The sequence below is a fragment of the Kitasatospora sp. NPDC093806 genome (genome assembly GCF_040683335.1).
GTDB lineage: Bacteria > Actinomycetota > Actinomycetes > Streptomycetales > Streptomycetaceae > Kitasatospora.
The window spans coordinates 102,010-127,390 of the sequence record NZ_JBFBDO010000002.1; the positions used below are offsets into that span (position 1 = coordinate 102,010).

Annotated in this window: 31 protein-coding genes; 18 read left to right on the forward strand and 13 right to left on the reverse strand. The window is 72.6% G+C overall.

Features of this window, described 5'->3' with window-relative positions:
• The first annotated feature begins 61 nt into the window (after positions 1-61).
• Positions 62-1,921 (forward strand): kelch motif-containing protein, encoded by a 1,860-nt coding sequence (locus AB0N76_RS02725; protein WP_363552659.1) that lies wholly within the window; start codon positions 62-64, stop codon positions 1,919-1,921.
• A gap of 10 nt (positions 1,922-1,931) precedes the next feature.
• Here the strand turns inward: AB0N76_RS02725 and AB0N76_RS02730 are convergent, their stop codons facing one another.
• The 4 genes from AB0N76_RS02730 to AB0N76_RS02745 form a co-directional block, all read right to left on the reverse strand.
• Positions 1,932-3,176, reverse strand: coding sequence for a glycoside hydrolase family 6 protein (locus AB0N76_RS02730; protein ID WP_363552383.1), 1,245 nt, complete (start codon positions 3,174-3,176; stop codon positions 1,932-1,934).
• Between the two features lie 51 nt (positions 3,177-3,227).
• Complete coding sequence (locus tag AB0N76_RS02735) at positions 3,228-3,956, reverse strand: uracil-DNA glycosylase (protein ID WP_363552385.1); 729 nt, start codon at positions 3,954-3,956, stop codon at positions 3,228-3,230.
• A 114-nt stretch (positions 3,957-4,070) separates the two neighbouring features.
• Positions 4,071-5,285 carry a low temperature requirement protein A gene (locus AB0N76_RS02740; RefSeq protein ID WP_363552387.1) on the reverse strand — a complete coding sequence of 405 codons (1,215 nt, stop codon included), beginning with the start codon at positions 5,283-5,285 and terminating at the stop codon, positions 4,071-4,073.
• A gap of 90 nt (positions 5,286-5,375) precedes the next feature.
• Positions 5,376-6,155, reverse strand: a complete 780-nt coding sequence (locus AB0N76_RS02745; protein ID WP_363552389.1) for an HAD-IIA family hydrolase — start codon at positions 6,153-6,155, stop codon at positions 5,376-5,378.
• 492 nt (positions 6,156-6,647) lie between these two features.
• On the opposite strand from AB0N76_RS02745, the gene AB0N76_RS02750 reads away from it, so the two are divergent.
• The 3 genes from AB0N76_RS02750 to AB0N76_RS02760 all read left to right on the forward strand — a co-directional run bounded on the left by AB0N76_RS02750 (position 6,648) and on the right by AB0N76_RS02760 (position 8,816).
• Positions 6,648-7,757 (forward strand): Gfo/Idh/MocA family oxidoreductase, encoded by a 1,110-nt coding sequence (locus tag AB0N76_RS02750; protein ID WP_363552391.1) that lies wholly within the window; start codon positions 6,648-6,650, stop codon positions 7,755-7,757.
• A gap of 64 nt (positions 7,758-7,821) precedes the next feature.
• Complete coding sequence (locus tag AB0N76_RS02755; protein WP_363552393.1) at positions 7,822-8,325, forward strand: hypothetical protein; 504 nt, start codon at positions 7,822-7,824, stop codon at positions 8,323-8,325.
• Positions 8,326-8,366: 41 nt separating this feature from the next.
• Positions 8,367-8,816 carry a hypothetical protein gene (locus AB0N76_RS02760; protein ID WP_363552395.1) on the forward strand — a complete coding sequence of 150 codons (450 nt, stop codon included), beginning with the start codon at positions 8,367-8,369 and terminating at the stop codon, positions 8,814-8,816.
• 6 nt (positions 8,817-8,822) lie between these two features.
• On the opposite strand, the gene AB0N76_RS02765 is transcribed toward AB0N76_RS02760, so the two are convergent.
• Complete coding sequence (locus AB0N76_RS02765; RefSeq protein WP_363552397.1) at positions 8,823-9,245, reverse strand: type II toxin-antitoxin system VapC family toxin; 423 nt, start codon at positions 9,243-9,245, stop codon at positions 8,823-8,825.
• The gene (locus AB0N76_RS02770; protein WP_363552399.1) at positions 9,238-9,522 is read right to left on the reverse strand and encodes a type II toxin-antitoxin system Phd/YefM family antitoxin; all 285 of its coding nucleotides are present in this window, start codon (positions 9,520-9,522) and stop codon (positions 9,238-9,240) included. The genes AB0N76_RS02765 and AB0N76_RS02770 overlap by 8 nt, the downstream gene beginning before the upstream one ends.
• A 155-nt stretch (positions 9,523-9,677) precedes the next feature.
• Here AB0N76_RS02770 and AB0N76_RS02775 point away from each other — a divergent pair, with 155 nt between their 5' ends.
• From AB0N76_RS02775 to AB0N76_RS02795, 5 genes are all read left to right on the forward strand, one after another.
• Positions 9,678-9,974 carry a DUF6412 domain-containing protein gene (locus tag AB0N76_RS02775; protein WP_363552401.1) on the forward strand — a complete coding sequence of 99 codons (297 nt, stop codon included), beginning with the start codon at positions 9,678-9,680 and terminating at the stop codon, positions 9,972-9,974.
• Between the two features lie 96 nt (positions 9,975-10,070).
• Positions 10,071-10,778, forward strand: a complete 708-nt coding sequence (yidC, locus tag AB0N76_RS02780; RefSeq protein WP_363552403.1) for a membrane protein insertase YidC — start codon at positions 10,071-10,073, stop codon at positions 10,776-10,778.
• 122 nt (positions 10,779-10,900) lie between these two features.
• On the forward strand, positions 10,901-11,671 hold the full coding sequence (locus AB0N76_RS02785) for a CDP-alcohol phosphatidyltransferase family protein (protein ID WP_363552405.1): 771 nt from the start codon (positions 10,901-10,903) through the stop codon (positions 11,669-11,671).
• A 185-nt stretch (positions 11,672-11,856) separates the two neighbouring features.
• Positions 11,857-13,122 (forward strand): serine hydrolase domain-containing protein, encoded by a 1,266-nt coding sequence (locus tag AB0N76_RS02790; RefSeq protein WP_363552407.1) that lies wholly within the window; start codon positions 11,857-11,859, stop codon positions 13,120-13,122.
• 244 nt (positions 13,123-13,366) lie between these two features.
• Positions 13,367-14,587, forward strand: a complete 1,221-nt coding sequence (locus AB0N76_RS02795; RefSeq protein WP_363552409.1) for a serine hydrolase domain-containing protein — start codon at positions 13,367-13,369, stop codon at positions 14,585-14,587.
• Between the two features lie 147 nt (positions 14,588-14,734).
• On the opposite strand, the gene AB0N76_RS02800 is transcribed toward AB0N76_RS02795, so the two are convergent.
• Together AB0N76_RS02800 and AB0N76_RS02805 are read right to left on the reverse strand one after the other, a co-directional pair.
• The gene (locus AB0N76_RS02800; protein WP_363552411.1) at positions 14,735-15,967 is read right to left on the reverse strand and encodes a hypothetical protein; all 1,233 of its coding nucleotides are present in this window, start codon (positions 15,965-15,967) and stop codon (positions 14,735-14,737) included.
• A 142-nt stretch (positions 15,968-16,109) separates the two neighbouring features.
• On the reverse strand, positions 16,110-16,541 hold the full coding sequence (locus AB0N76_RS02805) for a hypothetical protein (RefSeq protein ID WP_363552413.1): 432 nt from the start codon (positions 16,539-16,541) through the stop codon (positions 16,110-16,112).
• A gap of 103 nt (positions 16,542-16,644) precedes the next feature.
• On the opposite strand from AB0N76_RS02805, the gene AB0N76_RS02810 reads away from it, so the two are divergent.
• A complete protein-coding gene (locus AB0N76_RS02810; protein ID WP_363552415.1) occupies positions 16,645-17,115 on the forward strand; it encodes a MarR family transcriptional regulator in 471 nt (156 codons plus the stop codon).
• Between the two features lie 34 nt (positions 17,116-17,149).
• On the opposite strand, the gene AB0N76_RS02815 is transcribed toward AB0N76_RS02810, so the two are convergent.
• Genes AB0N76_RS02815 through AB0N76_RS02825 form a run of 3 tightly spaced genes read right to left on the reverse strand, consistent with a single transcriptional unit; the run spans position 17,150 to position 18,759 of the window.
• Positions 17,150-17,998, reverse strand: coding sequence for a helix-turn-helix transcriptional regulator (locus AB0N76_RS02815; RefSeq protein WP_363552417.1), 849 nt, complete (start codon positions 17,996-17,998; stop codon positions 17,150-17,152).
• 19 nt (positions 17,999-18,017) lie between these two features.
• Positions 18,018-18,533, reverse strand: coding sequence for a DUF6879 family protein (locus AB0N76_RS02820; RefSeq protein ID WP_363552419.1), 516 nt, complete (start codon positions 18,531-18,533; stop codon positions 18,018-18,020).
• A complete protein-coding gene (locus AB0N76_RS02825) occupies positions 18,505-18,759 on the reverse strand; it encodes a hypothetical protein (protein ID WP_363552421.1) in 255 nt (84 codons plus the stop codon). The genes AB0N76_RS02820 and AB0N76_RS02825 overlap by 29 nt, the downstream gene beginning before the upstream one ends.
• A 209-nt stretch (positions 18,760-18,968) precedes the next feature.
• On the opposite strand from AB0N76_RS02825, the gene AB0N76_RS02830 reads away from it, so the two are divergent.
• From AB0N76_RS02830 to AB0N76_RS02845, 4 genes are read left to right on the forward strand one after another with little or no spacing between them, the layout of a single operon-like run.
• Positions 18,969-19,118, forward strand: a complete 150-nt coding sequence (locus tag AB0N76_RS02830) for a hypothetical protein (RefSeq protein WP_363552423.1) — start codon at positions 18,969-18,971, stop codon at positions 19,116-19,118.
• Positions 19,115-20,296, forward strand: coding sequence for a methyltransferase domain-containing protein (locus AB0N76_RS02835; RefSeq protein WP_363552425.1), 1,182 nt, complete (start codon positions 19,115-19,117; stop codon positions 20,294-20,296). The genes AB0N76_RS02830 and AB0N76_RS02835 overlap by 4 nt, the downstream gene beginning before the upstream one ends.
• Before the next feature lie 46 nt (positions 20,297-20,342).
• On the forward strand, positions 20,343-21,089 hold the full coding sequence (locus tag AB0N76_RS02840; RefSeq protein WP_363552427.1) for a phosphotransferase: 747 nt from the start codon (positions 20,343-20,345) through the stop codon (positions 21,087-21,089).
• An 8-nt stretch (positions 21,090-21,097) separates the two neighbouring features.
• A complete protein-coding gene (locus tag AB0N76_RS02845) occupies positions 21,098-21,640 on the forward strand; it encodes an AAA family ATPase (protein WP_363552429.1) in 543 nt (180 codons plus the stop codon).
• A gap of 195 nt (positions 21,641-21,835) precedes the next feature.
• On the opposite strand, the gene AB0N76_RS02850 is transcribed toward AB0N76_RS02845, so the two are convergent.
• Both AB0N76_RS02850 and AB0N76_RS02855 read right to left on the reverse strand, forming a co-directional pair.
• Positions 21,836-21,958 carry a hypothetical protein gene (locus tag AB0N76_RS02850; RefSeq protein WP_363552431.1) on the reverse strand — a complete coding sequence of 41 codons (123 nt, stop codon included), beginning with the start codon at positions 21,956-21,958 and terminating at the stop codon, positions 21,836-21,838.
• Positions 21,955-22,317, reverse strand: coding sequence for an ATP-binding protein (locus tag AB0N76_RS02855; protein ID WP_363552433.1), 363 nt, complete (start codon positions 22,315-22,317; stop codon positions 21,955-21,957). The genes AB0N76_RS02850 and AB0N76_RS02855 overlap by 4 nt, the downstream gene beginning before the upstream one ends.
• A gap of 196 nt (positions 22,318-22,513) precedes the next feature.
• Here AB0N76_RS02855 and AB0N76_RS02860 point away from each other — a divergent pair, with 196 nt between their 5' ends.
• The 4 genes from AB0N76_RS02860 (at position 22,514) to AB0N76_RS02875 (ending at position 25,312) form a co-directional block, all read left to right on the forward strand.
• Positions 22,514-23,356: a helix-turn-helix transcriptional regulator gene (locus tag AB0N76_RS02860; protein ID WP_363552435.1), complete on the forward strand. Its 843-nt coding sequence runs from the start codon at positions 22,514-22,516 to the stop codon at positions 23,354-23,356.
• Positions 23,357-23,364: 8 nt separating this feature from the next.
• Entirely contained in the window at positions 23,365-23,550 is a 186-nt protein-coding gene (locus AB0N76_RS02865; protein WP_363552437.1) for a DUF397 domain-containing protein, read from the forward strand.
• 68 nt (positions 23,551-23,618) lie between these two features.
• The gene (locus tag AB0N76_RS02870) at positions 23,619-24,275 is read left to right on the forward strand and encodes an RNA polymerase sigma factor (protein ID WP_363552439.1); all 657 of its coding nucleotides are present in this window, start codon (positions 23,619-23,621) and stop codon (positions 24,273-24,275) included.
• A complete protein-coding gene (locus tag AB0N76_RS02875) occupies positions 24,272-25,312 on the forward strand; it encodes a CU044_5270 family protein (protein ID WP_363552441.1) in 1,041 nt (346 codons plus the stop codon). The genes AB0N76_RS02870 and AB0N76_RS02875 overlap by 4 nt, the downstream gene beginning before the upstream one ends.
• The last annotated feature ends 69 nt before the right edge of the window (positions 25,313-25,381 follow it).

Sequence of the window (25,381 nt, forward strand, 5' to 3'; positions counted from 1 at the left end):
CAACGCCGGCCGCACCCGTCGCTTCGCCCTCGGCAGCACCGTCGCGCTGACCGTGGCCGGGATGAACGCGCCGGCCGTGCTCGGCTTCGCCAACGACCAGTACCACCAGTACGTGATCAACCGCCCCGACTACAAGGCCGAGTACGGCCACTGGCAGACCCTCGTCCTCCCCGCCGAGTTCCGGATCAACGCCATCCACTCCGCCCTGCTGCGCACCGGCAAGGTCCTGATCATCGCCGGTTCCGGAAACAACCAGCGGAACTTCGACGCCGGCACCTTCAAGAGCCTGCTCTGGGACCCGGCGCAGAACACCTACAAGCTGATCCCCACCCCCGCCGACATGTTCTGCGGCGGCCACACCGCGCTGCCCGACGGCCGGATGCTGGTCGCCGGCGGCACCCGCCGCTACGAGGCGCTGGACGGCAAGGTGAAGAAGGCCGCCGGCACCATGCGGATCCGCAACGAGAACCCAGACGCCGCCCGCACCCTCCCCAAGGGCACCGTCTTCCGCGCGCCGAACGGCCGCGCGTACGTGTCCACCGGCGAGGTCACCGTCCCCGCCGCGGTGAAGACCGGTTCCGGCGCGACGACCGTCGTCAAGGCCAGCGAGGAGCACGTGTTCGCCGAGGCGGTCGCGGAGGGGAAGGACTCGGTGCTCGACTCCCCCGCCCAGTACACGATCGAGGGCCTGACCGGCGCCGAGGCCCGCAACCTCTACGGCATGGCCGACCGGATGACCCTGGAGAAGCAGGACTTCCAGGGCATCCGCGCCGCCTTCGAGTTCAACCCGGACACCGAGATGTACGAGCAGGTCACCGACATGGCCTACGCCCGCTGGTACCCGACGCTGACCGGGCTCGGCGACGGCCGGGTGGTCACCGTCTCCGGGCTGGACGACACCGGGCAGATCCTCAGCGGCAACGACAACGAGATCTACGACCCGAAGAGCAAGACCTGGTCCAAGGCCCCGGACCGCTACTTCCCGACCTACCCGTCGATCTTCCTCACCTCGTCCGGCCGGCTCTTCTACTCCGGTTCGAACGCCGGCTACGGGCCCGCCGACAAGGGCCGCGAGCCCGGGCTCTGGGACCTCACGGACAACAGCTTCCACCCCGTCCCCGGCCTGCGCGACCCGCAGCTGACCGAGACCTCCTCCTCCGTCCTGCTGCCGCCCGCGCAGGCGCAGAAGGTGATGGTGCTCGGCGGCGGGGGCGTCGGCGAGTCCCCGCTGTCCACCGCCCGCACCGACATCGCCGACCTGACCGCCGCGAAGCCCGCGTTCGCCCCGGGCCCCGACCTGCCGGCCGGCGGCACCCGGTACCTGAACAGCGTGATCATGCCGGACGACACCGTCTTCACCACCGGCGGATCACGCGACTACCGGGGCAAGCACCGCAGCGACCTGCTCAAGGCGCAGACCTACCACCCGGACACCAACACCTTCACCACCGCCGCCGAGCCCACCGTGGGCCGCAACTACCACTCGGAGGCGCTGCTGCTGCCGGACGGCCGGGTGGCGGTGCTCGGCTCCGACCCGCTCTTCGACGACAAGGCGAACACCGTCCCGGGCACCTTCGAGCAGCGGATCGAGATCTACAGCCCGCCGTACCTGTTCCACGGCGACCGGCCGCGGGTGACCGGCGGCCCGGCCGCCGCCAAGCTCGGCGGCACCGTCCGGGTGGGCGTCCCGGCACCGGACGGCGTCGCCACCGCCAAGCTGATCCGGCCGAGTTCGGTCACCCACGCCACCGACGTCGAACAGCGCTCGGTCGCCCTGGACGTCACCGCGCGCACGGCGGACGGCGTCTCGCTCACCCTGCCCGCCAACCCGAACCTGCTGCCGCCCGGCTGGTACATGCTCTTCGTCACGGACGCGGCCGGCACGCCCTCGGCGGCCCACTGGATCCGGGTCACGCCGTGACGGCGGGGGCTCAGCCCGCGGCGGTGCCGGCGCCCCCGGGGGAACCGCCCCCGGCCAGCCCCAGCGCGTACGGGAGCCAGAACTCGCCGGCCCGGGGCTCGCCCCGCCCGCACTCGCCGTCCGACTCGCCCGGGTTCTTGATCCACAGGTACGCGTCGACGCCCGGCCGCCCGGTCGCCGCCGTGGGCGCCGCGCCGAGCGCGCGGCCGGGCGGATTGCACCACGCCTCGCTGCCCAGCGGGCCGTTGCCGTTGCGGCTGGTGTCGACGACGAAGTGCTTGCCGTCCAACAGGGCGGACAGCTGCGCGCCGTACGCCTCGTTCCGGTCGGTGGTGTAGAAGTTGGAGACGTTCACCGCGAAGCCGTCGGCCGCCGCGATCCCGGACCTGCGCAGCGCCTCGGCCAGCGCGGACGGGTCCTGCGCCCAGCCGGGGTTGCCCGCGTCCAGGTAGACCCGCAGCTGCGGGCGCTTCTTCAACTCCTGGACGGCGAAGGCCAGCAGGGCGTACCGCTCGGTGGCCGCCGGGCCCTTGACCCCGCAGGCGTCCAGCGTGTGCGCGACCGCGTCCGGCTCCAGCACCACCCAGGCCCGACGGTCGCCGAGCGCCTCGCCCAGGCCGGTGATCCAGGCCCGGTACGCGGCGGCGTCGGTCGCGCCGCCGGCCGAGTAGAGGCCGCAGTCGCGGTGCGGGATGTTGTACGCGACGAAGACCGGGGTGCGGTCCGCCTCGGCGGCGCGGCGGCTCACCTGCTCGACGATGCCCCGGGCGGCCTGGTCGCCGAGCCACTGCGAGGAGGGCTGGGCGGCGATCCGGAGCAGGGTGTCGGCCTCCGCCGTGCGGCTCTGGCCGCGCAGGGCGACGACCTGGCGGGCGGCGGCGGTCTGGTCGGAGACGTAGAAGGTCTGACCGGGGAGCTGCGGCAGCGCGCCGGCCCCGCCACCGGGCCCGGTCGGCGCCGCGGCCGGGGCCGTCGCGCCGGACCCGTTCGAACTCCCGCCGCCGGACGGTTCCTTGGCGCCTCCGGTGGTCCCGCCGGCGCTCCCCCCGGTGCAGCCCGCGACACCCGTGACCAGCCCCAGCAGCGCCGCCCCCACGGCCAGCCGGAACCCCGCTCCTCGCCCCACTCGGCGCACGTACCGCCCCTCCCAGACCCGGTCCGGCGACCGATCGGCCCCCAGCTTCGCACACCGGGCACCGCCCGCCGTCCACGGGAGGGTGAACGGCGGGCGGACGGGGCCGAGGAGACGATCCATCAGCAAGAACCACAGGTCAGCGGGGATCGTCGGCCAAGGCATGCAGGCGCGTCAGCCCTGCTTGAGGTCCGGCACCCGCCAGTCGATCGGGTCGACGCCGAAGCCGTCCAGCGCGGTGTTGATCTGCGAGAACGGCCGGCTGCCGAAGAACAGCTTGGCGGAGAGCGGCGACGGGTGGGCGCCCTGGACCACCACGTGCTTCCCGGTGTCGATCAGCGGCAGCTTCTTCTTGGCGTAGTTGCCCCACAGCACGAAGACCACCGGCTCCTCGCGCGCGCTCACCGCCTTGATGACCGCGTCGGTGAACTTCTCCCAGCCCTTGGCCTTGTGCGAGTTGGCCTCGTGCGCGCGCACCGTGAGCACCGCGTTGAGCAGCAGCACGCCCTGCTCGGCCCAGTGCATCAGGTAGCCGTTGTCCGGCGCCGGGATGCCGAGGTCGGCGTCCAGCTCCTTGAAGATGTTGCGCAGCGACGGCGGGGTCTTGGTGCCCGGCAGCACCGAGAAGCTCATGCCGTGGGCCTGGCCGTCGTCGTGGTACGGGTCCTGGCCGAGGACCAGCACCCGGACCTTCTCGTACGGCGTCGCCGTCAGCGCGGAGAACTCCTGCCCGCTCGGCGGGAAGACCTGGTGCTGCGCGCGCTCGGCCGCCACGAAGGCCGCCAGCTCGGCGAAGTAGGGCTTCTCCGTCTCGGCGCCCAGCACCTCGCGCCAGGCCTCGGGCAGCTCCAGCGCGGCCCCCGCGTCCGTCCCGTCCACGCCCGGCTCAACCGTCTCCGTCACGACCGTCTCCGTCACGACACCTACCTCCCACCGGACGGCCGCTCACCGCCGCGCCGCCCCGACCTCCGGGCGCGCCGCCACCTCGCGCCGCATGCCCGCTTTCCACCCCGAACGCTACACAGCCCCACCGACAACCGGCTCCGCCGGAGCCTCGGGCAGCTCCCCGGAACGGCTGGCCCGGGCGGCCCGCCCCACCCGGACGTGCTCGACCACGTTCAGCACCACCAGCACCACCGCGAGCACCAGCAGCGCGACGATCGCCGGCCACCGCACCACCGCCGGCGCGAGCGCCAGCACCACCCCCGCCGCCACGATCCGGGTGGTCGCGACCGAGCGGAACATCATCCACCGCGTGTAGCCGAAGGTCAGCAGGTACAGCACGCAGCCCCCGTACAGCAGCGCCACCGAGCCCGCGCCGAGCGCCCGCCCGGGGTCGGCCACCGTCTCGCCGAAGCCGACCGCCACCGCCAGCACCCCGGCGACCAGCGCCAGGTGCCCGTACTGGAAGACCCGGCGGATGACGTCCCGGCGCGAGTCGGCGACGGTGACCGCGTGCCGCATGGCGTCGGCCGCGTAGACGAAGTACTGCCACCAGAGCCCGGCCGAGATGGTGAACGCGGCGGTGACGGCGACGAGTTCGGCCGCGTCGAGCCGGGTCGCGGCCGCGCTCGCGCCGATCCCGACGATCGACTCGCCGAGCGCGACCAGCAGGAACAGGGCGAACCGTTCCGGCATGTGCTCCGGGTGGTAGGAGACCGCGGCCAGCCGGCGGCGGAAGAACACCGGCCCGGACAGGTCGCAGAGCGCCGCCAGCGCCCACAGCACCATCCGCGGCCCCTCCGGCAGCAGCCCGCCCGCCAGCAGCAGCGGCCCGCTGACCAGCACCCCCACCCCGTACGGGCCGCGCCAGACGCCCGGGATCCGCACCAGCAGGAGCAGCAGCACCACCCGCGCCGCCCAGTACGCCGCGCCGAGCAGCACCCCCCGGCCCTCGTACGCGCCGGGCAGGGCCAGCGCCATGACCAGGCCGGTCAGGCCGACGGCGAGGATGCCGAGCCGGTCCCGCGGGGTGTCCACGTTCCGGATGTTGGCCTGCACGGTGGTGCCGACCCAGCACCAGTAGACCGGCACGAACACCACCAGGGCCTGGACGACGCCCGTCCAGTCGTGGCGGTGGTGCAGCAGGCCGGAGACCTGGGTGATGGCGAAGACGAAGACCAGGTCGAAGTAGAGCTCCGCCCAGGTGACCCGTTTCTCCTCCGGCCCGGCCATCCCCGCCCCCACCACCACCGGCCCGACCCCGGCCACCGACTCCCCCGTGGTGCTCATCCACCCCTCCTCGACGCACGGCGAACGGTCCCCGCCCCCGACCGTCGGCCGGGGGCGGGGACCGCGACAGCAGTGCCGAGGCTAGACCAGCTAGATCAGCTCGACCAGGTCCGCGATCGACTTGACCACCCGGGTCGGCCGGTACGGGAAACGCTCCACGTCGGCGGCCGCGGTGAGGCCGGTGAGCACCAGGATGGTCTCCATGCCGGCCTCCATCCCGGCCACGATGTCGGTGTCCATCCGGTCGCCGATCATGACGGCGGTCTCCGAGTGGGCGCCGGCCGTGTTGAGCGCCTCGCGCATCATCAGCGGGTTGGGCTTGCCGACGAAGTACGGCTCGACGCCGGTCGCCTTGGTGATCAGCGCGGCGACCGAGCCGGTGGCCGGCAGCACGCCCTCGGTGGACGGGCCGGTCTCGTCCGGGTTGGTGCAGATGAACCGCGCGCCCTGGTTGATCAGCCGGATCGCCTTGGTGAGCGCCTCGAAGCTGTAGGTGCGGGTCTCGCCGAGGACGACGAAGTCCGGCTCGCTGTCGGTCAGCACGTACCCGGCGTCGTGCAGGGCCGTGGTGAGGCCGGCCTCGCCGATCACGTAGGCGGTGCCGCCCGGACGCTGCGTGCTGAGGAACTTGGCGGTGGCCAGCGCAGACGTCCAGATGTTCTCGGCGGGGATGTCGAGTCCCATCCGGGCGAGCCGGGCGTGCAGGTCACGCTGGGTGTAGATCGAGTTGTTGGTCAGCACCAGGAACGGCTTGCCGGACTCCCGCAGCTTGGTGATGAACTCGGCGGCCCCCGGGATCGGCGTGCCCTCGTGGATGAGGACCCCGTCCATGTCGGTCAGCCACGATTCGATGGGCTTGCGCTCTGCCACGTAGGTGTCTCCTCTTGCAACGGTTCTGAACGATCTCGCACATCGCTCCGGACCGGACACCCTCGGCCGGCCGGGCGCCACAGGCTGCCCCAACGCCGACCAGCGTAGTCGTCCATCCGCGCGGCCCACAGTGCCCGCATACCCGCCGGGCCCGGCCGGGTACGTCCGGCCCCCGGTCGGCCCGGGCTCGCCGGTGGCGGCTCCGGCCCGCCGATCCGGAACCTCCCCGTCGTCTCAACAGGGCCTTAAGCGGCCCCTAACCGCGTCGCCGACCCCTCAGCGGCGCCGCCCGACGCGGTTAGCGTGAGGGGCAAGCCGGTTCCCCCCGAACCCCCCGGCGGGGCGGAACCGGCGTACCGGCCACCCGTACCGGCCGCCGCCGCGCCCCCACCGCGGCGGCGGCGACGCACCCCCGCCACACCCTCCGCCCCCGACTCCCGAGCCGATGCCGAAACCGGGGCCAACCGGGCGCACCGTGGTTGAGTAGGGCGCATGACCACCTCCGCGCACTCCACTCCCACCGGAACCGGGACCGACCCGCTCCGCGTCGGCCTGATCGGCTACGGCCTGGCCGGCTCCGCCTTCCACGCCCCGCTGATCGCCACCACCCCCGGACTCCGGCTGGACGCGGTGGTCACCGCCAACCCCGACCGCCGGGCCCAGCTGCACCGCGAGCACCCCGACGCCCGCGCCGTCGACACCCCCGAACAGCTGCTCGCCGACCCGGACGCGCTCGACCTCGTCGTCATCGCCTCCCCCAACCGCACCCACGCCCCGCTCGCCCGGGCGGCCCTGCGTGCCGGACTGGCCACCGTGGTCGACAAGCCGCTGGCCGGCACCGCCGCCGAGGCCCTCGACCTCTGCACCCTCGCCGAGTCGCAGGGCACCCTGCTCACCGTCTTCCAGAACCGCCGCTGGGACGGCGACTTCCTGACCGCCGCCCGCCTGGTCCGCGAGGGCGCGCTCGGCCGGGTGCACCGCTTCGAGTCCCGCTTCGAGCGGTTCCGGCCCAAGCCCAAGCCCGGCTGGCGCGAGCTCGCCGACCCGGCCGAGGTCGGCGGCACCCTGTACGACCTGGGCAGCCACCTCGTCGACCAGGCGCTCACCCTGTTCGGGCCGGTCGAGACGGTGTACGCGGAGATCGACGTCCGGCGCGACGGCGCGGTGGTCGACGACGACGCCTTCCTCGCCCTCACCCACGCCAACGGCACCCGCTCCCACCTGTGGACCAGCGCGATCACCCCGCTCGTCGGCCCGCGCCTGCGGGTCCTCGGCGACACCGCCGGCTACGTCAAGTCCGGCATGGACCCGCAGGAGGCCGACCTCCGGGCCGGCCGCCGCCCCGACGGCACCGCCCCCTGGGGCGCCGACGCCCCGGCCCACCACGGCACCCTCGGCACCGACGAGTCCGCCGTCCCCCAACCCACCGACCCCGGCGACTACCCCGCCTTCTACGCGGCCGTCGCCGCCGCCCTCACCACCCCGGGCACCCCGCCCCCGGTCGACCCGCGCGACGCCGTCGCCACCCTCACCGTGCTGGAGGCCGCCCGCGCCTCCGCCGCCACCGGCACCGCCGTCCGCCTCGAACCCGCCCACGACTGAACTCCGCTGAACTCCTCCCACCACCCCTGACGACCCGTCACCTCGTTCGCCTACGCTGCACGGCATGCGAACCTGGGAGGAGCGCTACCACCAAGGCCAGGCCGACGCCGCAGAGTCGGCCCGCCGTACCCGGGCCGAGGCACTCGCCCTGCAGCGACGCCTCTGGGCCCGGGGCGAACAGGCCCACCTCGCCCCGGTCACCGTGACCGGCCCGGACGACGTGACGGTGAACATCCGCGTCGTCTGGGCCGGGGCGATCCCCGCCCCACCCGCCGTCGACCGCGCCGGGAGACGCCGGCTCTGGCTCATGGAGGCCCTGGGCGCCGTGGCCACCGTGCTGTACCCGCTCGCCGCCCTCTTCCTCCTGGGCCTCGCCGCCCGCTGGCTCTTCATCGAGCTGACCGGCCGCCCGCACTACGCCGTCCTCGCCACCGCCCCCGCCACCGGCGCGCACGTCATCACCCACCGCACCCGCCGCCGCAAACACGCCTTCATCGCCGCCGCCACCCTCGCCGACCGCGTCGAACGCGACGGCGCCACCGCCCTCACCCCGGCGGCCGGCCGATGAGCGTCGGGGTGGGCGGATACGGCCAGTCCCGCATGATGGCCTTGCAACGCCGGAGCTGGGCCAGGGGCGAGAGCATCAACTTCACGGGCTACGTCGAGGTGGCCGGGCCGGACCGTCAGCGGATCTGCCTCTACGTCGTCTGGCTCGGCAGCCCCGGCGCCGTACCCAAACCGAAGTCGAAGCCGAAGCGCTTTCGTCGTCTCCGCCGCTTCAACCTCGATTCCTCCGGCCTCGCCTCCGACGCCTCCGGGCTGGGCGCCCTGCTGGCCGTGATCGTCGGCCTCGGCTTCCTGCTCTTCCTCGCCACCCGCTGGTTGTTCATCGAGCTGACCGGTCGGCCGCACTACGCAGTCCTCGCCATCACCGCCGCCGCCGGCGCGCACGTCATCACCCACCGCACCCGCCGCCGCAAACCCTCCCTCCTCGCCGCGGCCGACCTCGCCGACCGGGTCGAGCGGGACGGTGCGGCGGCGGTCAGCTGTCCCGGCTGAGGGGGTTCAGATGCCGATGACCTCGACGGCCGAGCCGAGGCCCTTGAAGTCGGCGACGTTGCGCGTGTACAGCGGCAGGCCGTGGGCGGAGGCGATGGCGGCGATCATCAGGTCGATCCGGCGCGGGCGCGGCTGCCGGCCGGCGGCGATGGTCAGGGTGACCAGGGTGCCGTAGCGGGCGGCGGCGTCCGCGTCGAAGGGCAGCGGCTCGAAGTCGGCCATCGCCGCGCCCAGCACCTCCAGCCGGGCCGCCCGGCTGACCGGGTCGCGGGCCATCGAGACGCCCTGCTGGAGCTCGGCGAAGGTGATCGCGGTCAGCTCCGGCACGGCGGGCAGGTCGGTGGGGCTGAGCAGGGCCAGGTCGATGTAGACGCAGGTGTCCAGCACCCCGGCCGGCCGCCGCCGGGGCGCCCGCCGCCGCTCAGCCACGCGGCCGCTCGAACGGGTCGCCGTCCTCGTCCCCGACCAGTTCCTCCGGCCCGAAGTACTCCTCGGACTCCTTGCGCATCTGCTGGTAGTCCACCCGCGGCAGCTTCACGTGCCGCGCCACCAGCTCCTCCGCCGTGAGCCGCCGCCGCCCGGACACCGGCCGCAGCTCCGCGACCTCGACCCCGTTCCTGGTGATGTGGAAGGTCTCCCCCGCCTCCACCGCGTCCATCACCGCGGCGGAGTTGTTCCGGAACTCCCGCTGGGTAATCGTCTTCATGCTCCCCAAGGTAGCCCCGTGTAGCACCGCTGGCTACACCCCGCGCAGATCCACCCCGCGGATCCGTCGCGCTCTCGGGAACCGGGAGGCGTGGTCGATCGTCTAGGGTGGCTGACAGCACGAATCGGGTCCGGAGCGCGGGAGAGGAGCATGACGTGACGGTGGTCGCGATGCTGCTCGGGGTGCTCCGGGTGCTGAGCGGGGCTTGGCTCGCCGAGGGTGGCGGGTCGCTGACGTCGGTGGCGGCCGCCGCTGCCGTGGTGCTGGTGACCGGGGCGGTCGCGGGGGCGTTGGTCGTCGCCCGACTGCTGGGTGCGCGGGCGCCGGCGGCGGTGCGGGACGGGGTGCTGCGCAGGCGCGCGTTCCGGACCGCGTTCCTTCCGCAGCGGGATCCGGACGCCCGTGGCCGGCGACGTCCGAGGGCCCCGGGTGCGGCCCCGGCGGCCGCGTAACCCCCGGAGAAGTCCCCCACCGATCCATCCCTGGGCCCAGCGTGGCCGTCCTCCGCCGTTCACTCGTTTCCCGAGACCCCGGAGGGCTCGCCCAGCATGTCCGTTTTCGCCATCCTCGACCCGGCCGTCGGCCTGGCCCACGACGCCGTCGCCGCACTCGCCCACGTGGTGCCGACCGCGCTCGCGATCGTCCTGTTCACCGTCTGCGTCCGGCTGGCGCTGCACCCGCTGGCGCGGGCGGCGGCGCGGGGCGAGAAGACGCGGGCCCGGCTGGCGCCGCGGATCGCCGAGCTGAACCGCAAGCACAAGGGCCGCCCCGAGAAGCTCCAGGCCGCGCTGGCCGAGCTGTACCGGGAGGAGAAGGCCTCGCCGTTCGCCGGGTGCCTGCCGATGCTGGTGCAGCTCCCGTTCTTCTCGGTGATGTACCGCCTGTTCACCACCCCGAACGACCTGCTCGGCCACACCCTGTTCGGCACCCCGCTGGGCCTGCACGTGGGCGGCGCCCAGGGCGCGGGGCAGTGGGCGGTGTTCGGCCTGCTGTACGCGGGGCTGGCGGCGGTGGCGTACGTCGGGTTCCGGCGGGCCCGGCGGGCGCAGGCGGACGCGGCGGCCCAGGGCACGGCGACGCCGCAGCAGCCGGGGCTGGCGTTCCTGCCGTACCTGTCGTTCGGCACGGTGGTGTTCGCCGCGCTGGTGCCGCTGGCGGCCGGGGTCTACCTGCTGACCACCACCGCCTGGTCGGCGGCCGAGCGCGCCTGGCTGCACCGGGGCGCCCCGGTGCCGGTGGGGGTCGCGCTGGTCTGAGGCCCCGGTCGGGCAGGGCGCCGCGGTTCCTCTAGCCTGTGTGATCGTTTGGACGTCGTTCGGACGGAACGAGCCGGACGGAACGAGCCGGACGATCACACGGGTGAAGGGAAGGGTGTGCCATGGCGGTCGCTGCTCCGGCGTTGGCCGAGTTGCGGGAGGTCTGCCAGCCGCAGGCGAAGCTGGCGAGCCGCAACGGGGAGCACTGGGCCGGGCGGTTGTACATGCGCGGCATCTCGCTGCGGGCCACCCGGCAGCTGGTGCGGACGTCGGTGTCGCCGAACACGCTCACCTGGCTGATGGTGGTCTGCGGGGTCGGCGGCGGCGCCGCGCTGCTGATCCCCGGGGTCACGGGCGCGGTGCTGGCGGCGGTGCTGTTCCAGGGCTTCCTGCTGTTCGACTGCGTGGACGGCGAGGTGGCACGCTGGAAGCGCCAGTTCAGCACGGCCGGGGTGTACGTCGACCGGCTGGGCGCCTACCTGGCGGACGCCGCGCTGATGATCGGCGCGGGCGTGCGGGCGGCCCGGGGCGGCTCGGAGCTGTGGGTGTCGGTGGGCCTGGCGGCCGCGCTGGGCGTGGTGCTGCTGAAGGCGTCGACGGACCTGGTGGACGTGGCGCGGGCGCGCAGCGGGATGGCGCCCGCGGACGAGGAGTCGACGCAGCCGCGTTCGCAGGGCATCGCGACGGCGCGCCGGCTGGCCTCGGTGTTCAAGATCCACCGGGTGACCAACGGCATCGAGGCCTCGCTGGTGCTGCTGGCGGCGGCGGTCGTGGACGCGGTGGTCGGCAACACCGATCCCACCCAGGCGACGGTCGCCGGGATCGCCGTGATCACCTGGGGGATGGTGGTCGCGCACCTGGCGTCGATCCTGTCCTCCTCGCGCCTGCGCTGAGCTGTGAGTGACCTCAAGTCATCATCCCTGACGGTGATTTGAGGCCACCCCTCCCCCTACACCGGTCCCGTCGGAACTACCTCCCAGGGCCCGGTCCGTTGTCCTCCGCAGGACGACGCGGCCGGGGCCGGGCGGGTGCGAACGTGGCAGCAGGGCCCGGGGGTCGGGCCCGGGAGGGATTCGCCATGCATGGATTCCGAGCGACCGGTGGCCGTCCGCGCCGCCGCATCAGCCTGCGCCTCGCCGCCGTCACCCTGGCGGGGGCCACCGTCGTCACCCTCGCACCGACGGCGGTGGCGGTGGGGAACGCCGACACCGTGACGGCCACCGCGTCCGCCGACGCCCGCGCGGCGGTCGACCTGAGCCCCGAGCTGCGGGCCCTGGTCGAGCGCGGCGGCGACACGGCCGCCCTCGCCGAGGTGCGCGAGAACGGCCGGCGGCTCTGGCACGACGCGGCCGGCAAGACCGACCTGGCCACCGGGCAGCCGGCCAGGGCGGACGGCCGGTTCCGGATCGGCAGCGTCACCAAGACCTTCGTGTCGACGGTGCTGCTCCAGCTGACCGAGGAGGGCCGGTTCCGCCTGGACGACCCGATCGAACGCCACCTGCCGGGCCTGGTCCCGAACGGCGCCGCGATCACCGTCCGACAGCTGCTCAACCACACCAGCGGGTTGTACGACTACCTGGAGGACCCGCAGTTCCTCTACCACGACGAGGCCTCCCTGCGGGTCTTCCTCGCCAAGGGCCGGTGGACCGACTACCGCCCGGAGCAGCTGGTCGCGGCCGGGGTCGGGCACGCGCCGTACTTCGCACCCGGCCAGGGCTGGCACTACTCGAACACCAACTACATCCTCGCCGGGATGCTGATCCACAAGCTGACCGGCCGCAGCTGGCAGAGCGAGGTCGAGCGGCGGATCGTCAAGCCGCTGAAGCTGCGGGACACGGTCTTCCCGTACTCCTCGCCGCGCATCCCGGGCCCGCACGCGCACGGCTACGTCCAGCTGCCGGAGGGCCCGGCGGACGTCACGCTGATCAACCCGACCGTCGGCGACGCGGCGGGCAACGGCATCTCCACCACCGCCGACCTCAACCGCTTCCACGCCGCCCTGTTCGGCGGCAAGCTGCTGTCGGCGGCGCGGCTGGCGGAGATGACGGCGGTCGTCCCGGCGCCGGGAATCGGCGCGGAGTACGGGCTGGGCGTGATCCGGTACGAGCTGCCGTGCGGCGAGGCCTGGGGCCACACCGGCGGCATCCCCGGCTACGGCACGGTGCTGCTCGGGGCGAAGGACGGGTCGCGGCAGTTCGCGCTCTCCCAGAACGGGCTGGAGGGCGTCGAGCCGCCGGACGGCGGCCGGTCGTTCGCGGACTTCCTCTTCAAGGCGGCGTGCGGCGCGAACGTGCCGACGGCCAAGGAGACCGCAACCGACTCGCCGCTGACGATCCTGCGTTGAACAAGCCGTAGCGGTCCGCGTCAACCCCGCTGACGGTGAAACGGACGCGCACCACCCCCGCCGTTCGGCCGGGTGGCGCGCGTCCTCCGGGGGACGGCCGGGGGCGGGCGAAGCAACCCGTGGGGGCGACGCGGGCCCGGGCCGACGAGTGCGAATCTGACTGACGAGGGCCCGGAGGTCCGGGCCGGGAGGGTGGTTCATCTTGCTGTCTACTCAAGCTCAAGCTCCGCACGGGAAGCGCCGGTTGGGGCTGCGGCTGGCCGCCGCCGCACTGGCGGGGGCGAGCGTGGTCGCGCTCGCCCCCGCGGCGATCGCGGCACCGACCGCACCGACGGCGACGACCACGCGGGCGGGCGTCGACGCGCAGGCGGAGGTGCGGGCGTTCGTCGAGAGCGGCGTCGCGACGGCCGCGTTCGCCGAGGTCCGGCAGGACGGCCGCCGGGTCTGGCGCGGCGCGGCGGGCAAGGCCGACCTGGCCACCGGGCAGCCGGCCAGGGCGGACGGGCGGTTCCGGATCGGCAGCGTGACGAAGGCGTTCGTCTCGACGGTCGTGCTCCAGCTGGTCGCCGAGGGGAAGCTGCGGCTGGACGACCCGATCGAGCGCCACCTGCCGGGCGTGGTCCCGAACGGCGGGGCGATCAGCGTCCGCCAACTGCTCAACCACACCAGCGGGTTGTACGACTACCTGGAGGACCCGCAGTTCCTCTACCACGACGAGAAGGACTTCCCCGACTACGTCTACGGCCAGCGCCGCTGGCAGGACTACCGGGCGGAGCAGCTGGCCGCGGTCGGCGTGTCGCACGCGCCGTACTTCGCGCCGGGCGAGCGGTGGCGCTACTCGAACACCAACTACATCCTCGCCGGGATGCTGATCGACAAGCTCACCGGGAACAGTTGGCAGAGCGAGGTCGAGCGGCGGATCGTCCGGCCGCTGCACCTCGACGACACCGTCTTCCCCGGCTCCGCGACCGGCCTGTACGGCCCGCACGCCCGCGCGTACGCCAAGATGCCGGCGGGTCCGGCGGACATCACCCGGCTCAACCCGACCGTCGCCGACGCGGCGGGCAACGGCATCTCCACCACCGCCGACCTCGCCCGCTTCCACGCCGCCCTGTTCGGCGGCAAGCTGCTGCGCCCGGCCGAACAGGCGGAGCTGACCCGGACGGTGCCGACCGGCTCGGGCGTGTCGGACTACGGACTCGGCGTGGCCCGGGCGGACTTCGGCTGCGGCCCGCTCTGGGGGCACGACGGCGGACTGCCCGGCTGGGGCACGCTGCTGTTCGGCACGGCGGGCGGGGAGCGGCAGGTGGCGCTGTCGTACAACACCTACGAGGGCGCGGACCAGTCGGGCCTGGAGGAGGCGGTCGTCAAGCTCGCGGTCAAGACGCTGTGCGGGACGGCCGCTCCGGCGGCCGGGGCCGGGTCCCTGAGCGTTTCGGGCGGCCTCGCGGCATTCCGAGGATGAGTCGGGGTCGGTCCGGTGGCCGCGTCTGAACCTCGCGCGCCCCGAACGGCGCCGAGCGGCGAACCGACCGTCCGGCTCCACGCGTGCCCCTGCTCCCGCACCCGGACCGGGCGCGGGAGCAGGGGCAGGGACAGGATCAGGACGGCGTCACCTGCGGCCGGTGAGCACCATCGGCTGGTAGGTCGACGACTTCGGGGTGATGCCGGCGCCCACGGCGGTCAGCCGGCCGCCCGGCCCGGCCACCACCGCCTGGTAGGACAGGTCGGCGTAGCCGGGCACGGCGAGGTCGAGCGTCTCCCAGCGGCCGTGGGTGAAGCGCAGGCCGAGCGGCCGGTCCGGCCCGCCGTTCGCCTCCCAGCCGACGGCGGCCATGCCGCCCGGGACGGCGGTGACCGACCACAGCTTGCCCGCCACGCCCTCCGGGGCGGCCACCGTGCTCCAGGAGCGGCCGTCGTAGTGGGCGACCAGCGGGTGGCCGCGGTCCTTGTCGGTCAGGACGGCCCGGCCCACCACCCAGACGTCGTCGGGCCCGGCGGCCGCGACGCTCTGGTACTCGCCGTAGAGCCCGGTGAAGGCGGGGGCGGCGACCCTGGTCCAAGCCCGGCCGTCGTAGTGCAGCAGGACGGGCTGGTCGTCGGGGTAGGCGGTGTTCCCGACCGCCCAGACGTCGTCCGGCGCGATCTCGGTGACGGAGCTGAGCCACCAGTTCCCGTCGATCTCGGGAACGGCGAGCCGGTGCCAGGCGGTACCGTCCCACCGTTCGACCAGTCCGGTGGTCCGCTGCTCCACCGTGTCGCTCCCGGGGACCGGGCCCGGGGTCCGGGAGGTGACGACCGCCGCACCGCCGACCGCCCAGGCCCGGCCCGGCCGCGGTGCGGAGGCGCCGAGCAGATAGAGGGAGCCGACCTCGCCGGGCGGCGGCTCGACGGTGGTGCCGGTCCACGCGGTGCCGTCCCAGTGCCGGGCGAGGATCCGGCCGGTGCGCGGCTCGCGATCGCCCACGAGCCAGGCGTCGCGCGGCGAACTGCCCGCCAGCGCCGTCGCCCGGCCGTCGAAGTCGGGAGCGGGGGCCGGGAGTTCGCGCCAGGCACCGTCCCCGCCCACCCGCTCGGCGACCACCGGGGTGAACCGCAACCCTTGGCCGACCTCGGTGATCCGGAACCCGGCCACCCAGGTGGTGCGGGCGTCGAGCTGCGCGCCGGAGCTGAGCACCGCGCCCTCCAGCGGCAGCTTCGCCGGCGTGAAGCGCGCCCCCGCCGCCCGCGCGCCGTCGGCCTCCGGCGCCCCGGCCGCCGCGGCCGTGGTGGCCCCGGTGGCCGTCGCCGCCATCAGCACGGAAGCCGCCAGCGCGGCCGCGGCCCAGTGTCGTACTCGCCTCATGTCTCGATCCCCGGATTCCTCGGTCGGTGTCGTATCGCGGGGCGCCATCGGCGTGATCGCGCCCCCCACAGATGAGAGGCACCGAACTTGACGATCCGTTACATGTCCGCGCCGTGCCCATCGGGCAGTCGGCATGCGGGCCTCACGCGGAGGGTCTCAGATCCCAGGGGTTGTCCTGAACGTTCTGCAGAAGCCTGCGACCCGTCCCCTTGTCGGCGCTGTTGGTGAACATCAGCAGGCATCGCCGGGGCCGGTCGAACCGCACCTCCACCAGGTAGCCCGAGTCCGTTTCCCAGTGGTCCTCCCAGGTGCCGTCCGCGACCTCCAGCAGGTCGGCCGTCGGCAGCACCGCCGAGGAGTCCTCGCAGGCGGCGGCCGGTACGACGGACGGGCCGAGCCGTCCGCCGTCCAGGAGTTCCAGCCGGGTGCCCGCCTCACCGGTGCCCACCCACCGGCCGACCGGGCTCGGCGGGGGGTCGTCGGCGAGGAGGCTCGGGAGCATGAGCAATCCGGCGAACACCAGGCCGAACGCGAGAGCGACGGCCGGGATGGCGTACTGCATGGATCTCGTCATCCCGGGACGGTAGCAGTGCGCGGCCTGCGGGGCGGGCTTGACTTCAAGTGAGCTTGAAGTTCTACGGTTGTCGACATCAGAGATCACGTACAGGGGGTACGACATGACCACCGATCAGCAGATGACCGACGCCGAGCTCGCCGGGCAGCCGGCCGCCTACTGGACCCGGCTGGCCTACGAGGCCACCATCGCGTTCACCCGGGCCCAGCAGGCCGAACGGGGATTCAGCCAGCCGCAGTTCTGGCTACTGCGCAACCTGTCGAAGAACGACATCTCGCCGGACGGTCAGGGCATGACGGTCCCCGAGCTCCAGCAGGCCATGAGCTCCTACCTCCGGGCCGAGGACGACCTGGCGGCCGAGGCGGAGGTCCTGGTGGAGCTCGGCTGGCTCAGCCGGGACGCCGAGCAGCGGCTCTGGATCACCGAGGCGGGCGAGGCCGCGCGCAACGACCTAAAGCAGCACGCCCCGGCGATCCGCGCGCTCATCCACCAGGGCATCGACGACGCCGACTACGTCACCACGATGAAGGTGCTCCAGCAGCTGATCCGCAACACCGGCGGCGCGATGGCCTAGGAACAGAGCCCATACGCGATCCCGATCGCGGACATCAGTCCAGCCGCGCCAGTGCGTCGGCCACCAGCGAGCGCGCCGGGCCACCCCGGACCGCCCCTTGCGAGAGCCGATCGAACGCCCGGGCGTACAGGTCGATCTGGCCGGGCTGCGTGAGGGTGGCGGCCGCGTCCAGCGTGTCCGCGTGAACCCTGGCGGCATCGAAGATGGTGAAGGTCGGCATGGGCCACACGGCCCGCTGTGCCGCGAACGGGACGATGCCCACGGCGACGTTCGGGAGATCCATGACCCCGAGCAGGTGGCCGAGCTGTGCCGCCATGGTCTCGGCGCCGCACACGCGGTACCGCAGCACGGACTCCTCCAGCACGAAGGAGAAGCGGTGTGCGCCGTTGGTCAGCACCGCGTTGCGCCTCATGCGGGCCGCCACGGCGTCGGTCACGTCGTCCGGGGTTCCCCGGAAGTCCGCGATGGCCGAGAGCAAGGCGGCGGCGTACCTGGGCGTTTGGAGGAACCCGGGGATCACGTCGGAGACGTAGACCCGGAACACCTTGGTCTGTCGGTACAGGTCTCCGACCGACTCCTGCAGGAGGCGGAGCCCACTGCGCTGGAGTCGCTTCCACTGCACATGGGCGTCGGCGGACTGCCGGTTGGCGGCGATGAGGTCGGCGGCTTGATCGTCGGCGCCACAGGCGTGGCACCACGCCTTGATGTCGGCGTCGGAGGGAGGCGTCCGGGCGTTCTCGATCCGGGACGACTTCGATTCCGACCAGCCGCACCTGACGGCCAACTCCCGCCCACTGATCCCCGCGTCCTTCCGAAGCTCGCCCAGCCGACCGGCCAGGGCTTCGCGAGCCTTCTGAACGCTTTCGGAGGGGTGTGCGGGCATGGAGCCGAGCCGGCCTTCGTCAGATCTCGTACAGGTGGTGCGGAATCGCCTTCTCCCAGACCGCTTCGAAAGCGGTGGCGCACAGGGCCACGGCCTCGGGGTCCGCCGTGATCTCGTCTTCGACCACGCCGCCGTCCCCCGAGAAGTGGTGCACCCGAAGCAAGGCACCGTCGAAGAGCCAGAAGTCGTTCCCCGGCAGGGCAATGCTCGTGGCCCGCCGCCGTGGCAGCCAGCGGACCTGCTCTCCCGCTGTGATGTTGGCGTGGGTGACGTAGTGCTCCCACCGGATGTACTCGGACACCGGCTCGGAGACGACTCGGGCTCGGCGGATGACCACACCTCGCGACACGGTGTCCGCGATCAGCTGGTCATACGGGTGCCACCAGGACTCCCGGTCCTCCCAGCTGATCCGCTCACCGTGCTGCCAGGCATCAAATCGCTCCGTCGGGGCGTACGAGTCGCGCAGCTCCAGATGAACGGCGGAGCGCTCACATTGCCCAAGCAGCTCAGCGAAGCCGGGCACGCTCGATGGCATCACACGCCTCCCTGATCATGGGTACCATCCGGGCCGGAAGCCTGACGATGGCCTCATTGTCGGGCACCGGTCCGTTCGCGGGGCTGCTTCCCTCGCATTCCGTCTGGATCTCGGGGCGCGGGTTCCACCCCTGGAAGAGGATCTCCTGGGCCTCCGGGTCCACCCACACGGTGGGGCAGTGGTCCCGGTCGCTGTCGGGGTCGATGCCAACGAACTCCACGGCCATGGCCGGCTCCCTGGTCTAGGTGCCTGCTCGGGCTTGCGTAAGCATCTCCGAGCAGCAGACGTGCCGTCAATCTCACTATTCAGCATCAAAGTTGGCGCGCAAGCTCATGCAAGTTCGTAGAGATCGGCACCTTGCCGTCCGTAGCCTCGCGAGCATCAGCGAAGCAGGCGGCCGAGGAGCTACCTCGGCCTGTCCAGAGGGGAAGAACCATGGGCAAGCACGGCGGTGGGTCCGGCGACGGCAAGGGCGGCAAGCAGCAGGACGACAGCAACAAGGGCGCCGGGCACGGCGGCGGCGGCTCCGACGAGGGTGGCAACACCTCGGACGGTTCGGCCCCGGCGGGCGGCGGCGGCAAGTGACCGGCGAGACGCACAAGGAGGCGGGCCCCCAGGGGCTCGCCTCCGCGCTGGTGGCGAGCGGCGCACTTTTCTCGGACTGGCTCCCGTCCTTCAAGGCCGTTCCCCGGGAGCTGTTCGTCCCGGACCGCATCTGGCCGGGCATCGCGGACGGCACCCGGCAGACGGCGGTGGTATACCGGTCGCAGGACCCCGAGGCGTGGTGGCGGGCGGTCCACGCGGACGTCCCACTGACCACGCAGTGGGACGACGGGGAACACGCGGGGGACGAACTCGGGACGACCCCGAGTTCGTCCAACTCCATGCCCACGATGGTGTTCTCGATGCTCCAAGACCTCGACGTGCGCCCAGGAGACAAAGTGCTGGAGGTCGGAACCGGCACGGGGTGGAACGCGGGCCTGCTGGCCCACCGCCTGGGAGGCCCCAACGTGGTGTCGGTCGAGTTCGACCCGGATGTCGCCCGCGGCGCCCGGGAGAACCTGGACCGGGCCGGACTGGAGCCGACCGTCGTCGAGGGTGACGGGCGGCACGGCTGGCCCGACGGCGCTCCGCACGATCGGATCATCGCCACCTGCTCCCTGCTGGAGATCCCTCCGGCATGGCTGACGCAGACGGCGCCCGGCGGGATCATCGTGGCGCCGTTCGGTACCGAGTACGGCGGCGAGCAGATCGTCCGGCTGACCGTGAACGACGACGGGACCGGCGCGAGCGGCAGGCTCACCCGCAACTCGGCGTTCATGCGGCTGCGCCAACAGCGCACCGACCGGCCGCCCTTCGAGGACTACCTGCGCGGCCGGGAGTGGCCGGCGGACGGAGTGAGAAGCACCACCCGCCTGGCTCCTCCGGAGACGGGCGGGTGGTTCGAGCAGTTCGTCATCGGGGCCGGCGTGCCCGGGGCGTTCTGGCGGGCGGAGCGCTACGGCGACGGCGCGTACACCTTGTGGCTCTACAGCCGGGACACCCTCTCGTGGGCATCGGCCGACTACGAGCGGGGCTGCACGGCGTACGAGGTGTACCAGTCCGGCCCCCGGAAGCTCTGGGACGAGGTGGAGGCCACCTGGCGCTGGTGGGACGGGCACGGCCGCCCCGGCTTCGACCGGTTCGGCCTCACGGTCACCCCGGACGCGCACACGGTGTGGCTCGACTCCCCGCAGAAGCCGGTGCCGCGTCGTCGCACGTGAGAAATCCGGCGACGGTGGTAGGGGGTGGCCGGGATACTGGGCGGCCATGGATGAGGTCGAGGTCGTCGTCGCCCATTCCGAGCGTGCGACGTTGCGTGTCGGGGATGTCTTCCTGAAGGTGGACGCCGATCAGGCGCGCATCGATGTCGAGGTGGCGGCGATGGCCCTGGCGCCGGTGCCGACTCCGGAGGTCCTGTGGCACAGGCCGCCCGTACTCGCGATCACGGCGGTCCCGGGGCGGACGCTCGGGCGCCTCGGCGGGCCGTCGACCGGGGCGCCGGCGGAGTGGGCCGCAGCGGGTGCCGCCATCCGGAGGCTGCATGACGCGCCGCTGCCGTCCTGGTCCGGTCGGGCCGGGCGGGATGTGGCCGCGCTGGCGGCGGAACTCAGTGATGAGTGCGAGTTGTTGGTGACGAACGGTGTCCTGCCCGCCGAGCTGGTCGCCCGGAACCGCCGAGTCGCGGAGGCCGCGTTCCGGCCGTGGACTCCGGCATTCACGCACGGCGACCTGCAGATCGCGCACGTGTTCGTGGAAGGCGGCGAGGTCACCGGGATCATCGACTGGTCCGAGGCGGGGCGGGGGGACGCCCTGTACGACCTCGCCACCTTCACGCTCGGACACGAGGAGCGTCTCGACGACGTCATCGCCGGTTACGGCGGCGAGGTGGATGTCGAGGTGATCCACGCGTGGTGGTCGTTGCGGAGCCTGCTGGCGGTTCGCTGGCTGGTCGAGCACGGCTTCGACCCGTTCGCGCCGGGCTGTGAGGTCGATGTGTTGCGATCCCGAATGTGAGGGCACCGATGAAGCGCTACATCCTGACCGGCACCCCGGGCGCCGGAAAGACGGCGATCCTTCGTTCGCTGGAGTACGACGGCTACACCGTCGTCGAGGAAGCGGCGACGGACGTCATCGCCCTGCGGCAGGCCCAGGGCGACCCCGCGCCGTGGACGAAACCGTCCTTCGTGGACGCGATCACCGATCTGCAGCGCCGACGGCAGGAGCGGGCGGCGGCCCTGGACGGCCGGGTGCAGATCTACGACCGGTCGCCGGTCTGCACCTTCGCCCTGGCCACCTACCTGGGCCATCCCGTCGGTTCGACCCTGGCCCGGGAGTTGGAACGCATCCGGGAGCGGCGGGTCTACGAGCGGGAGGTGTTGTTCGTCCGGAACCTCGGGTTCGTCACGCCGACCGAGGCGCGGCGGATCGGCTTCGAGGAGGCGCTGCGGTTCGAACAGGTCCACCTGGACGCGTACGCCTCGTTGGGATACGAGTGCGTGTTCATCGAGCCGGGGCCGTTGGCGGACCGGGTGGCGGCGGTCAGGGGGCGTGTCGGCGCGGTGTGATGTGCCGTCATGTACGGCGGGGAGCAGTGCGTTTCCGGAATGCGCTGCGCTTGGAGGAGGAGTTTCCTCCAGCCGATCGGCAGATGGACGCGCACCCGTCAGGGCGGAGACGATTGGAGCGCAGGGCATGCGCACGTGGTCCGGCCTGGCCGTCGGGCAGTCGGCCAGGCCGGACGCACGTTTCCGGCGGGTGAGTCAGTCGGATATGCGCTGATCGTGGTCGCGGTGGCGATCACGGAGAGCCTGCGAGCGGACCTGGCAGACGCCGCCGACGACGGCGGCCACCAGGATGAGGATCAGCAGACCGAGAGCGGTCACGCGGCGGCGTCCAACTCGAACCAGACGAGCTTGCCGCGCTTCTGCGGCTCGACGCCCCAGCGGTGGGTGAGTCCCTCGACGAGCTGGAGGCCCCGGCCGGACTCGGCGAGGCCGGCCGGGGCGGTGCGGTCGGGGAGGTCGGAGGAGTCGTCGCCGACGGAGACGCGGAGCGTCCGGTCGAGGACCAGGAGGAGGACGACGGGGGACTCGGTCCGGCCGTGCCTCCAGGCGTTGACGATCAGTTCGACGAGGGCGAGCTCGGCGTCGGCGATGGCGTCGGGGTCGAAGGAGGAGCGGGCCATCGCGTCGCGCAGGGCGCAGCGGGAGATGGTGAGGGAGGGGGTGTTGCGGTTACACATGGGGATTCTCCCAGCGGTGTAGGTGGGGGCGCACCAAACGGCAACTTCCGCACGACGGAAGGTTGATGACTACCCGTCCAGTGAGCGGTGCATCACAGACTGTAGGGCACGGGACGGCAAATTTGCCAGTCGATCAGAGAAGATGTGCCTATCGCCGGGCTGGACTGGCACACTCGCAGCGGTAGATGCTTGGCACATGCCACCTATCCCGACCGCACGCCGTAAGCGGGTCGGCATCGAGCTTCGAAAGATGCGAGAAGCCGCCGGCCGCACGGCAGGTGACGCTGCTGCCGTTCTCGGAGTGGACCGCAGCAAGGTCACGCTGATCGAACAGGGCACCTACCCGGTCAGCAGCGAGCGCGTGATCGCCCTCGCCGACGAGTACGAAGAAGGCGACTCCGCGTACGTCGACGCTGTTGCCGCAATGGCCGCCGACAGGTCAAAGGGCTGGTGGGAGGAACACCGAGGGCTGGTCCCTGCGGGGATACTGGAGATTTCCGAGGTCGAGCACCACGCCCATGGCATCTCGACCTATCAGATCTGCCATGCACCCGGGCTGATGCAGACCGAGGACACCGCAAGGGAGATATTCCGCGAGGTCTATCCTCCACTGCGACCGCTGAACGTCGAGGCGCGAGTGGAGAATCGACTTCGCCGCTCGCAGATCCTCTCTCGCGGCGACCTCGACTACGAGGCGATCGTGCATGAGGCCGCGCTGCGGATGGAGTTCGGTGGAGCCGGCGTGGCAAGGGCCCAGCTCAAGCACATGCTGGCGCTGGCCGAGCAGCCCAACATCACCCTGCGCGTTCTGGAGTTCCGATCAGGGGGCTTCAAGGGTGCGGGCCAGGCCGTCATGTACGCCCAGGGTCCGGTGCCCCGCCTCGATACCGTCCAGTTGGACTCCGTGGGATCACCGGCGTTTCTGACCGAGGTGAACCAACTTGAGAACTACCGGAACATCATCGGTGCGATGCGAGACCGCGCTCTCGGCCCGACCGAGTCCTGCGAACTCATCTCCGGCATCCTGAAGGACCTGTGAGGAATCCAGTGGAAGAACTCCCGTGGCGGAAGCCCAGCCTCTGTGGTGATGGCAACAACTGCCCCGAGGTGGCCATCACAGGCGATGCCGTCTACGTGCGAAGCAGCCTCCAGCCCTCCTCCATAGCCCGGCTCACCGTCGCCGAGTGGCGTGACCTCCTCGACGGGGTGCGCAACGGGGAGTTCGACGTGTGATCGACCTTTCTCCAACTTCCCCGGAACCGCTCGCGCTCTGCGGACACCACATCTGCGTGGAGGCCTCCTTGTCCAGTAAGCATTCGCAGGCCGGCGAGCGCCAGCTGTTCGCCGAGCTCTACGATCAGCACGCCCGAACGATCTTCGCCCACGCGTACAGATCCACCGGGGACCGCGACATCGCCGACGACATCGTCTCCCTCACCTTCCTCGAAGCCTGGCGGCTCCGGAAGAAGCTCCGCGACGAGGTCCTCCACCCCCGCGCGTGGCTCCTCGCCATCTCCACCAACGTCCTCCGCAACACCGCCCGCACCGCCCGCCGCCACCGCGACGCCATGTCCCGCCTCCCCCGCCGCGACCCGATCCCCGACTTCGCCGACGAGGTCGTCGGCCGGATCACCGACGCCGGCACCGCCGCAGCCGCCGTCCGGGCCCTCGACCAGCTCGGCTGCGCCGAGCGCGAGGTGTTCACGCTCGTCGTCTGGTCCGGCCTCGGTTACGCCGAGGCCGCCCAGGCCCTCGGCATACCCGTCGGCACCGTCCGCTCCCGCCTCTCCCGGGTCCGGGACAAGCTCCGTCGGATCGTGGACGCCGACGATCCCCCCGAGCCACGGTGCGCCGTCCTCCCCCCGCCCGCCGCCACCATGCCCGCCCCCGCCGCCCCCACCGCCAGCCTCGCCATCAGCCATCAGTCCGTGGGCCACCACCAGGAAAGGCGGCCATGAGCAACACACGCACCGAGCACACCGAGCACACCGAGTGGGACGAGCACTGCGAGCGGCGTGAACTCGCCCGGCTGCTCCCCCCGCCACCCCATCCGGTCCCCTCCCCCTCCCACCTGGCCGCCCGGCGCGACTTCCTGCTGACCGAGTTCGACCGCCGCCCGCGCCCGTTCACCGCCCTCACCACCCGCTGGCGCGGCCTCGTCCTGGTCGCCGCCGCCACCACCGCCGCCGCCGTCACCGCCCTGACCCTCGTCCCCGACAGCACCTCCCCCGGCGACCCGCCCCCACCCGCGACCGCCGCCTCCGTCGAACTCCTCGACCGGATCGCCAAGGTCGCCTACGGCCTCCCGCAGTCCCCCGCCCAGGACGCCCAGTTCACCTACCTCCGGACGGTCGGCCACACCGTCACCCTCACCGAGGCCCCCGACGGCACGATGGCCCGCACCGCCACCACCGAGACCGCCGAACGCTGGACCGCCGTGGACGGCACCCGCACCGGTCTCGAACGCCACGACGGCACCGACGAACAGCTCCCCGCCGTCCCCCGCGGCTCGCTGAACTCCCCCACCTACCGCCTGCTGGCCAACCTCCCCACCGACCCGGACACCCTGCTGACGCTGATCCACTCCGACACCCGGCTCAACCACGGCACCGGCTCGGGCTCCACCACCGGCGCCGACCACGAGGCCTTCATCGCCATCGGCGACCTGCTGCGCGGTTCGGTCGTCCCGCCCCTGGCGAGCTCGACGCTCTACCGCGCCGCCGCGCGCATCCCCGGAGTGCAGACCGTCGACGACGCCGTCGACGCCACCGGCCGGCACGGGGTGGCCGTGGCCCGGGTGAACGACGGTCGGCGCTTCGAGTGGATCTTCGACCGGACCACCCTGCGGCTGCTCGGTACCCGCACCGTCCTGACCCAGGACGGCCCGTGGGGCAAGGCCGGCGAGGAAGTGGAGTCGGTCGCCGTCCTCGCCCAGGGCGTCGTCGGCGCCCTCGGCGAGGCACCGCCTGCGGAAGCCGCAGAATCAAGCCATTGACCGAATTCGGTCAGCCATTGACCGGTCCCTGTCGGAACTATTGTGCGAACGACGGATCCGGCGTTGGGT

What these genes read in the sequence shown, in the direction of transcription:
- AB0N76_RS02725 (WP_363552659.1), top strand. Translation starts at nt 62, where the DNA reads ATGAACGCGCCGGCCGTGCTCGGCTTCGCCAACGACCAGTACCACCAG.
- AB0N76_RS02730 (WP_363552383.1), bottom strand. Translation starts at nt 3,176, where the DNA reads ATGGATCGTCTCCTCGGCCCCGTCCGCCCGCCGTTCACCCTCCCGTGG.
- AB0N76_RS02740 (WP_363552387.1), bottom strand. Translation starts at nt 5,285, where the DNA reads ATGAGCACCACGGGGGAGTCGGTGGCCGGGGTCGGGCCGGTGGTGGTG.
- AB0N76_RS02750 (WP_363552391.1), top strand. Translation starts at nt 6,648, where the DNA reads ATGACCACCTCCGCGCACTCCACTCCCACCGGAACCGGGACCGACCCG.
- AB0N76_RS02755 (WP_363552393.1), top strand. Translation starts at nt 7,822, where the DNA reads ATGCGAACCTGGGAGGAGCGCTACCACCAAGGCCAGGCCGACGCCGCA.
- AB0N76_RS02770 (WP_363552399.1), bottom strand. Translation starts at nt 9,522, where the DNA reads ATGAAGACGATTACCCAGCGGGAGTTCCGGAACAACTCCGCCGCGGTG.
- yidC (WP_363552403.1), top strand. Translation starts at nt 10,071, where the DNA reads ATGTCCGTTTTCGCCATCCTCGACCCGGCCGTCGGCCTGGCCCACGAC.
- AB0N76_RS02785 (WP_363552405.1), top strand. Translation starts at nt 10,901, where the DNA reads ATGGCGGTCGCTGCTCCGGCGTTGGCCGAGTTGCGGGAGGTCTGCCAG.
- AB0N76_RS02790 (WP_363552407.1), top strand. Translation starts at nt 11,857, where the DNA reads ATGCATGGATTCCGAGCGACCGGTGGCCGTCCGCGCCGCCGCATCAGC.
- AB0N76_RS02800 (WP_363552411.1), bottom strand. Translation starts at nt 15,967, where the DNA reads ATGAGGCGAGTACGACACTGGGCCGCGGCCGCGCTGGCGGCTTCCGTG.
- AB0N76_RS02805 (WP_363552413.1), bottom strand. Translation starts at nt 16,541, where the DNA reads ATGACGAGATCCATGCAGTACGCCATCCCGGCCGTCGCTCTCGCGTTC.
- AB0N76_RS02810 (WP_363552415.1), top strand. Translation starts at nt 16,645, where the DNA reads ATGACCACCGATCAGCAGATGACCGACGCCGAGCTCGCCGGGCAGCCG.
- AB0N76_RS02815 (WP_363552417.1), bottom strand. Translation starts at nt 17,998, where the DNA reads ATGCCCGCACACCCCTCCGAAAGCGTTCAGAAGGCTCGCGAAGCCCTG.
- AB0N76_RS02820 (WP_363552419.1), bottom strand. Translation starts at nt 18,533, where the DNA reads ATGCCATCGAGCGTGCCCGGCTTCGCTGAGCTGCTTGGGCAATGTGAG.
- AB0N76_RS02825 (WP_363552421.1), bottom strand. Translation starts at nt 18,759, where the DNA reads ATGGCCGTGGAGTTCGTTGGCATCGACCCCGACAGCGACCGGGACCAC.
- AB0N76_RS02830 (WP_363552423.1), top strand. Translation starts at nt 18,969, where the DNA reads ATGGGCAAGCACGGCGGTGGGTCCGGCGACGGCAAGGGCGGCAAGCAG.
- AB0N76_RS02840 (WP_363552427.1), top strand. Translation starts at nt 20,343, where the DNA reads ATGGATGAGGTCGAGGTCGTCGTCGCCCATTCCGAGCGTGCGACGTTG.
- AB0N76_RS02845 (WP_363552429.1), top strand. Translation starts at nt 21,098, where the DNA reads ATGAAGCGCTACATCCTGACCGGCACCCCGGGCGCCGGAAAGACGGCG.
- AB0N76_RS02855 (WP_363552433.1), bottom strand. Translation starts at nt 22,317, where the DNA reads ATGTGTAACCGCAACACCCCCTCCCTCACCATCTCCCGCTGCGCCCTG.
- AB0N76_RS02860 (WP_363552435.1), top strand. Translation starts at nt 22,514, where the DNA reads ATGCCACCTATCCCGACCGCACGCCGTAAGCGGGTCGGCATCGAGCTT.
- AB0N76_RS02875 (WP_363552441.1), top strand. Translation starts at nt 24,272, where the DNA reads ATGAGCAACACACGCACCGAGCACACCGAGCACACCGAGTGGGACGAG.